The 7,686-nt window shown below is 46.0% G+C and carries 3 protein-coding genes and 2 pseudogenes; 2 read left to right on the top strand and 3 right to left on the bottom strand.

The window, feature by feature from the left end; translation table 11 throughout:
• Both RM811_RS14515 and RM811_RS14510 read left to right on the top strand, forming a co-directional pair.
• The coding region (locus RM811_RS14515; protein WP_402525595.1) for a hypothetical protein at positions 1–181 on the top strand (181 nt) is incomplete at its 5' end.
• Positions 182–806: 625 nt separating this feature from the next.
• Positions 807–3,569, top strand: a complete 2,763-nt coding sequence (locus RM811_RS14510) for a hypothetical protein (protein ID WP_402525593.1) — start codon at positions 807–809, stop codon at positions 3,567–3,569.
• An 855-nt stretch (positions 3,570–4,424) separates the two neighbouring features.
• Here the strand turns inward: RM811_RS14510 and istB are convergent.
• The 3 genes and pseudogenes from istB to RM811_RS14495 form a co-directional block, all read right to left on the bottom strand.
• Positions 4,425–5,167, bottom strand: a pseudogene (gene istB / locus RM811_RS14505) (IS21-like element helper ATPase IstB).
• An 11-nt stretch (positions 5,168–5,178) separates the two neighbouring features.
• Positions 5,179–6,709, bottom strand: a pseudogene (gene istA / locus RM811_RS14500) (IS21 family transposase).
• 636 nt (positions 6,710–7,345) lie between these two features.
• A complete protein-coding gene (locus tag RM811_RS14495; protein ID WP_402525591.1) occupies positions 7,346–7,663 on the bottom strand; it encodes a hypothetical protein in 318 nt (105 codons plus the stop codon).
• Between the last annotated feature and the right edge of the window lie 23 nt (positions 7,664–7,686).

Here is a 7,686-nt window from a genome sequence, read left to right as displayed (position 1 = left end):
GTTGAAAGACTGCTTTTGTTATCGCAGTGGCGACAGTGACGGTGTAATTCTTAACCCAGACCGAATCAAGAAAGCTTTTAATTCCCCCTCCGCTTTAGTCATTACCCCAGTTTTGCTAAGCATCGCCTACCGGGAATACCTGGAAACCATGGATTGGTCGAAGCTTCTGGACGAAACATAATTGAGCTGTGAATGTTGTGGCGGCAAGAGTGACGCACCCTGACCTTTTCAGGGTTTCAATGACATATATGGACAATTTAAAAAGAGTTTGGGACACCCACAAATTTAACCGTATGAAGTGTATTGGTATTTCTATGGGTGTCCAATTCTTTTTATTCTCAACGGCCTGCTCACTTCTTATTCCCCCAGTTCATAATCAAGGAGCTATAAAAGTAGAACAGGATTAAGCGGCGTCAAGAATCAAGACCTGACCTCGGTTTTTGACCTCGGTTTTCCTATCACCTATTTAACGTCTGATCTATTAATTTTGGATTGATAAGTAGGTGGAAGTTTGCCTTCGTATAAACTGACTGATCGTTTGGATAGTTTATTTAATGAACCGATTATTATCAGTAATAGCAAGGTTTATAGGTATGATCGCTACTTCTTTGAAAAGTGGGTGATTGTTTGATTTTCAATATTTATCACCGGGAATACCATTCGCCCCAGCTGTCTTGGTTATAAAAGAATTGGAACTTATTCCGTGGCTAGTGGTCAAAATATTCGATAGCAAACTATCACCTACTTAGCCCACCCCGTCTGTTTTTTACCCAAAGTCCGACAGGCTCCTAGATTAGAATTAATTTATGGATCAAACATCTCGCGCATTTTCTAGCAATCAATCTTCTGAAAAAAAAACTTGGCCATCCATTTGCGGAGGCAGAGGCAGAGGCAGAGGCAGAGGCAGAGGCAGAGGCAGATCAAGATTACCCCCAACACCAATCCATGTTGATGGCAAGGCGTTGGATAGCGTTGAAGTTGAACAGAAATTAAAAAAAACAGGCAATGACTCCCAGGCAAAAGTTCAAGATACGATGATAGGGATTAGGCAGGTGTCCGTAATTCCACAAGGAAGGGGAAGGGGAAGGGGAAGGGGATTTTCTGACCAATCAATGGCTTCTTCTGTTGCTCCCCCGGGAGCCCGTAATGTTAAGAATCCGGATACTGGAAGGAGGAATGAAACACGTGTAGAACCTTCTAATTCAGGTGAGCCCGGACACGCCCAACCCACACAGACCAAAGGCGCTGTTAATTCTGATAGTGGAAGTGGTGTGTCTGCCCCTGGGAAAGCTAAAGGGGAAAAAAAACAATGGGGAGTACAAAGGAATATACCTACAGCAATAGTGCCTCCGATGAAAAGTATGGTTGAAAGTAAGCAGGAAGAGGCTACAGCTGATCAGCAGTCTATTGAGCCATCCACTAATAAAACTAACAGAACCCAGACCAAACGTAAGACCAACCCCCAATGGGAGCCAAAAATACGTGGTCGGCTAGCCGCAAGTGATCATTATAAAGAGGCTCATCAAAATACCCCACCCCCTCTGCTGAGAAAATCATTTGCCAAATTTCAGACTGATGGTGTGTGGTCTTTATGTTGCACGAATAATTCTCTTGAGTTTACTAGACAGCTAGCGTTGGATCTGAACAAAGAAAAAAGAAAAATGGATTATACGGAAAAAGAATTTTTCATGGATTTTTGGAGTAGTTCTAACAAAGTTTTTGATCATATTCGATGGTTTCCTCTGTCGTATATGTTTCATTGTTTCGCTATACTCGCTGGCGTATTTGAACCAGATAAAAGCGGGACAACCAAGGCTGGCAACCTGAAGGTTAAACAAATAAACCTGATCAATGCGTTGTGTAATGTGATAGTTAACAACTGTGAAAGTCCTCAACCCGGTGAAGGTACACAAGATTATCCCGGCGAACTCGGTATAAATCTGAATGACAGCCGTGAATTTTCTGGTTTAACCTCCATTTTATTAACCATATCAAGAATTGTAAAAAGTGGGTATGAAGTTAAAGATACTAATATCGAAAAAGCAGTTTATAGCTTATTAACTCAAATAAAGAAAGTAAGTAATGAACTTGACGACAGGGGTGTTCTATCTCTGCTGCTGGCACTAGCCTCTCTGCTCGATAATGAACTTCCCGTGAGAGTAGAACTCAAATTAACGCTTAAAGCCGTGCTGAAGGCTATGGTGAATGAGACATCTAAGAGTTGTTCTTTTGTAACGGTTCAAAATTCACTGGTAGATTCAGCGTCAACTCCTCCACAGTCCGCTGTTTCCGAAGATGCCAAATCAGAAAGAGCATATTTGTCTGTAAAAAAAGAGCCGGTACTTTCCTTTCAGATTTCCAACAACCTGTATTCCATAGGGCGATTACTGGAAAAAGGGGTCAGAGACACACCTCCATCAGAAGACGTTGAGATGACAACAGCGATCACCAGTGTAGTTACTGCGTGGCTGCAGCTTGTAATTACATACAATGAAAAGAAATGTTTCGAAGCTACACCTTTACAGATAAGCTACATACTGATGGGTATCGCAAAAATAATAGAAAACCTCAACTCTTTGCCAACGGAAACTATTACCAAATCGGCAATTGCACTACTAAATATTATGACATTGAGAAATAAGGATTTAACTCATTTAGAGATCTTTAGGGTGCTATACACTTTTGCCGCTATGGGAGATGGCATCAAAGATCAAGTAAAAATGCTTGATAAGTTCCTGAATGACAATATATTGAAAAAACTATTGAAAAAAAATACTCAACATAGAACTGCTCAAAAAACAGCGGGCGGATCTGTGCGTGCAGTCCCTCTGCCGGCCAATAAAAGCTTTGATTCCGATCCTGAAAATTTGATTCCACTAATTGAAAATCAGCCGTTATATCATCATGTCATCACAACAGCGATTCGGTCTATCAATATTGCTATTGCTCAGTCTTACCTGGAAGAAAAACCTGAACAAAAGCAACATATTAAAAACCTTAAGAAAAACATGAAAGATCTGTTGGATCACCTAAAAACAGTCTGCATATTTAAAGAAAACTCCAGCTCCCGTAGAGGAAGCTTATTAACTTATCTGGGGGCCTTATGGATATACAGAGAAGATAATCAAAATGAGAGAGCTGCCGGAGATGAAGGCACTTCATCTCCTATTAATGCTAAGCAATTACTGGATAACTATGAAAACGAAACAAAATCCAGTCTTTATACGGGATATGTAAGTAGAGTACAGGAGTACGTTACAAAATATCTAGAAAGAAAATTACCTAAAATAAAAATTGAGACAGAGTACAGTGTAGAGGCTCTGGCCCCATTGGATATTGCATTTCCTGACCACAAACTTGCTGTTGAAGTGCAAGGCCCCTGGCACTTCATTGATGATTTTAAAACAAAAGATGGAAAAACTATTTTAAAGATAGCCAATTATAAACGGCTGGGGTACACAATTATTGACGTACCTTCTAATTTGTTTTCCGCCACTAATGAGGATCGCGAAAAACATCTCAGTAAATTGTGCACTCAAATCGAAAAGCACATCAGTTTATTCCCCTGATAATTTCCGTCAAATAAACGACACAGATTTACTATGAAAAATAAAGGACGCCCAGTGCGCCGAGTTAAATCGGCAAAAGATTGAAGGTGAAAGCTGTGTTCGCCGAGCATGGCTTTGCGGTCAGTATCAATTTTCGGGAAACAACTACGAACATCGCAGGCAGTGGGTCATTGATCGTCTCCAGTTATTGGTGAATATCTTTGCGATTGAAGTCTGTGCCTATGCCATCATGTCCAATCATTACCATGCTGTGCTGCACATCAACGCCACGGCAGCGAAGCAGCAGCAACTCCCAACAACTACACGCCTCAAGTTCTGGCCGAAGGACAGACGCTTTAGGAGTCTCGCAGTAGGTTCAATGGGGGGAGTACGGAAATACGGAACGGGGGGGGGGTGTTCGGGGGACGGGTGCCGGAAACTAAAGAGACCCAACCCACCCATACGGATATAAGCCAAATATTTCAGGATTTCGACAAAGGACAAAAAATTTCTACCGAAAACCCCTCCGTGTAAGCGATTTCGAAGAGACTGATGAACCTAAATTCAGCAGTTGAAAATTGAATGTTTGCTGTAGCCCCAGGAGCAAAAGGGTTAAGTAGAATTTGGCGTTTCACCCAATGGGTGAGCAGCATTAAGTGCGCCGCAGCTAGTCTTGCAACAGTTTTCACTGTTTTATGAAGCTCAACTGCGGAATTTAGGATAAACAAAGGTTTTACGGTGCCCTATTATACCATTCCCGTTTTCTAACTATGAGACAGTTGCGTATTCTGGCAAACGTGAACGCTAATTCTGGTAAGCGTGAACATCTCCGCTTACCCAAGCATTGCCCTTCTTTTATATTTGTAGCCTGTGTGTTCACGACCCTCCAGTTTTGGCCTGATTTTTTCTCATGGATTTCCCCTTGAGTTCCAGCCGGTGCGCGTTATGGATCAGACGGTCCAGAATGGCATCCGCCAGCGTCGCGTCACCAATGCTGTCGTGCCATTTTGATACCGGAATCTGGCTGGTGACGATGGTGGAGCTCTGGTTGTGCCTGTCATCCATAATTTCCAGCAGGTCATTGCGCTGGCTCAGGGTCAGAGGTTCAAGCCCCCAGTCGTCCAGTATCAGCAGGTTGACTTTGGCCAGTTGCTGCAGCAGCTTGCTGTAGCTGCCATCGCCATGAGAAATAGTCATCGCCTCCAGCAATCGGGAGGTGCGGAAGTACCGGACACTGTAACCGTGCTGGCAGACACTGTGTCCAAAGGCACAACTGAGCCAGATTTACCCGTGCCACAAGGACCGGTGATCAACAGGTTCTGCTTCCTGTTCAACCAGTCACCCGGGATCAGCGACGCCATCTGGGAACGGGTGATGCCCCGGGGTTGTTCATAATCGATATCCTCCAGGGTCGCTGCCAGTTTGAAGCGTGCGGCCTTGAGTAGCCGGGCCAGACGCTTGTTATTGCGGTCGGTGTCTTCCTGGTCAATCAGCAGGGCCAGGCGTTCTTCAAAGCTGAGGCCCTCGTAAGTGCCGGGCTGTTCCCGCTGCAGGTTCAGGGCATCGGCCATACCACTCAGGCGCAGGCTTCGAAGGCGAGTCAGGGTTTGATTGATCATGGTCTCGCTCCTCACTGGTAAAATCCGGCGCCGCGGATGTTTTCATGGCTTCGGGTCACTCGGGCATCGTCGTTGGCCTCCGCTTCCTTCAACGGGATTTTGTCCAACCCCGATTGTAATATTGAGCGGACATTGGCAACCCGGCGACCACCACTGTTTCTGGCTCGATGGCAGGCAGCATTCAATCGGTCAGCGCCGTATTCCCGCTCCATATTAAGCAGCCCAAGACAGGCACGGTAAGCCTGTTCAGGGTGCTCTTTGCTATCAAGGAGTTGCTGAGTAAACCACAAGACGTCGGAACCCAGCTTTTGTGCCCAGTTCAGTAGTCGTCCGGGTGTCCACTGTTTCTGCTTCTGGTGTCGCTCTGGCATATGCTCTGGCCGGGTGGTAAAGCCTGTACTCCACTTGCGGGGATGGCTGGTCACCGGCTTTCCCTTGTAGAGAATCTGCACCAGCTGCTGACCCGCCCGGATCTCCACCTGCTCCCGCACCAGCTGATGGGGCACCGAGTACGAGTGCTTTTCGTACTGCACATGGTAATCAATATTGACCCGGGCATACTTGAACTCGATGTATTCAAACGATTCCCGTGGCAAGGGCCTTAACGCCGGTTTGTCCAGTTGCTCATAAAGTGTGCGACGGCTGCCGGGTTGCTGTTTGAAAGGCCGGTTATTGAGGTCTTCCAGCAGGCGTCGTATTTCCTGATTCAGCTCAGCCAGGGAGAAGAACGTGGTATGACGCAAGCGCATTAAAATCCAGCGTTCAACCACCTGAACACCGACCTCTACCTTGGCCTTATCCTTCGGTTTGTAAGGCCGGGCTGGCATGATGGATGTATTGAAGTGTTCAGCCAGGTGCTGGTAGCTCCGGTTGATTTGCGGCTCGTAACGGCAAGCTTTGGATACCGCGCTTCTCAGGTTATCCGGCACCAGTAACTGGGACACACCGACAAAGAATTGGAATGCCCGGGCCTGGGAACAGAGAAAGTCTTGCAGCCCCTGCGTCCAGCTGGCTTCAGCATAGGTGTAACTGGAAGCCCCCAGTACCGCGACAAAGACCTGTGCAGGCGCTGTTTCTCCTGTCTCCCGGCTGACGATGGGTACGGTCAGACCGGCATAGTCAATAAACAGCTTTTCTCCGCCCCGGTGTTCCTGCCGCATTGAGCGCTTCTGCTTTTTACGCCACTCATTGTAGCGGTGGCAGAACTGAGGATAGCTGTAGTGGTTGTGGGGGGTAGACGTCACAGTACTCTTCCCAGATCAGCTGCTTGGTCATCCCCTTGCGCTTGAGGGTACGGTGAACCTCAATCCAGTCAGGATCGGTCAGCCCCTCATACCGTCGGTTGATGGCGTCGGGTGAGAGCAGGTTGATCAGAGCAGTGTCGTCCATCTCGTCTGGCAGTGGCCAGTGCAGGCCGGATTCACTGAATAGGTTCAGGTATTTGGTGACGACACCGGTGCTGACCCGGAGGCTGATAGCAATCTGTCGGATGGTTAGCCGACACTCGAATCGGAGTCGAAAAATCTCCCTGGTTTTACGCATTGATAACCTCGTTTTCATTGGCATGGCCGCTGTTCCCTGTGGTTGTGAGTTAAGGGAAGCGGCACAAGTTGAACGAAATCAATGCTTAGGAAAGGGAGATATTCACGTTACCTGCGATATTCTGGTGTCGTGACCATGAATTCTGGAGTCGTGAACACGATTCTGGAAATCGGCCAAAAATGTTCACGATCAGCCAGAATCCTTCTTCACGCCTGGCCAGAATTCGTGTTCACGCTTTACCAGAAAACATGTTCACGATTAGCCAGAATACGCAAAACCGGCATACTCCGATTTTAAAGTTGAAAAGTTAAACCTATTTGTAACTCAAAAAGGAAGTCCTGACTCATATTTTAAGATCGTCAAGAAGAAAGACCTGATCCCGGTTTTCCATCGCGGGGCGGACCATATATGCCCCGGTTTTCGATCTGCGTGGGAACGAGGGAAAAGCATCCAGTTGTGTTTTCAGCTTATCAATGGTTTCAAACATGGTGTGAGTAAGCCTGATAGATATTTCTGTTTATTATTATATGGTAAAGAAAGGTGAGTCACGAGCTATGGAGATCTGGCTTGCTTCGTGGGGCACTGCATCAGACTCGCTCCCGTACTTTGCGTGGGAACGAGGGAAAGCTCGGTTATTTACAGAGTGTGTAAGTGGCCGATCTCTTCTGCGATAAGGCTGATAATTAAGTCGTATAGATGGTCTTCATCTCTGGCATCAACCACATTATCTTTACCAGCACAGGTTTTAAGGTTGGAGTCTTTTGTAGCATCAAAACCAACACCGATAACGGCGATTTTTGATTGAAACGATACTCCATCAACCTCTTTATCAAGAGTGCTTCTTATTGTATCGCAGTAGTTATTATCATTTAGCTCTGAATGAACCTCACTAGCTGTCATATTATAATCATCGTCATTGAAGATATTGCCAGCATCAGCACCATCGGATAACACAATGACTGTCTCTTATACACATC

The sequence above is a fragment of the Endozoicomonas sp. genome, from assembly GCF_031844845.1.
GTDB lineage: Bacteria > Pseudomonadota > Gammaproteobacteria > Pseudomonadales > Endozoicomonadaceae > Endozoicomonas.
The sequence above is the reverse complement of the archived record's forward strand: the minus strand, read 5'-3'. Positions and strand labels throughout refer to the sequence as shown.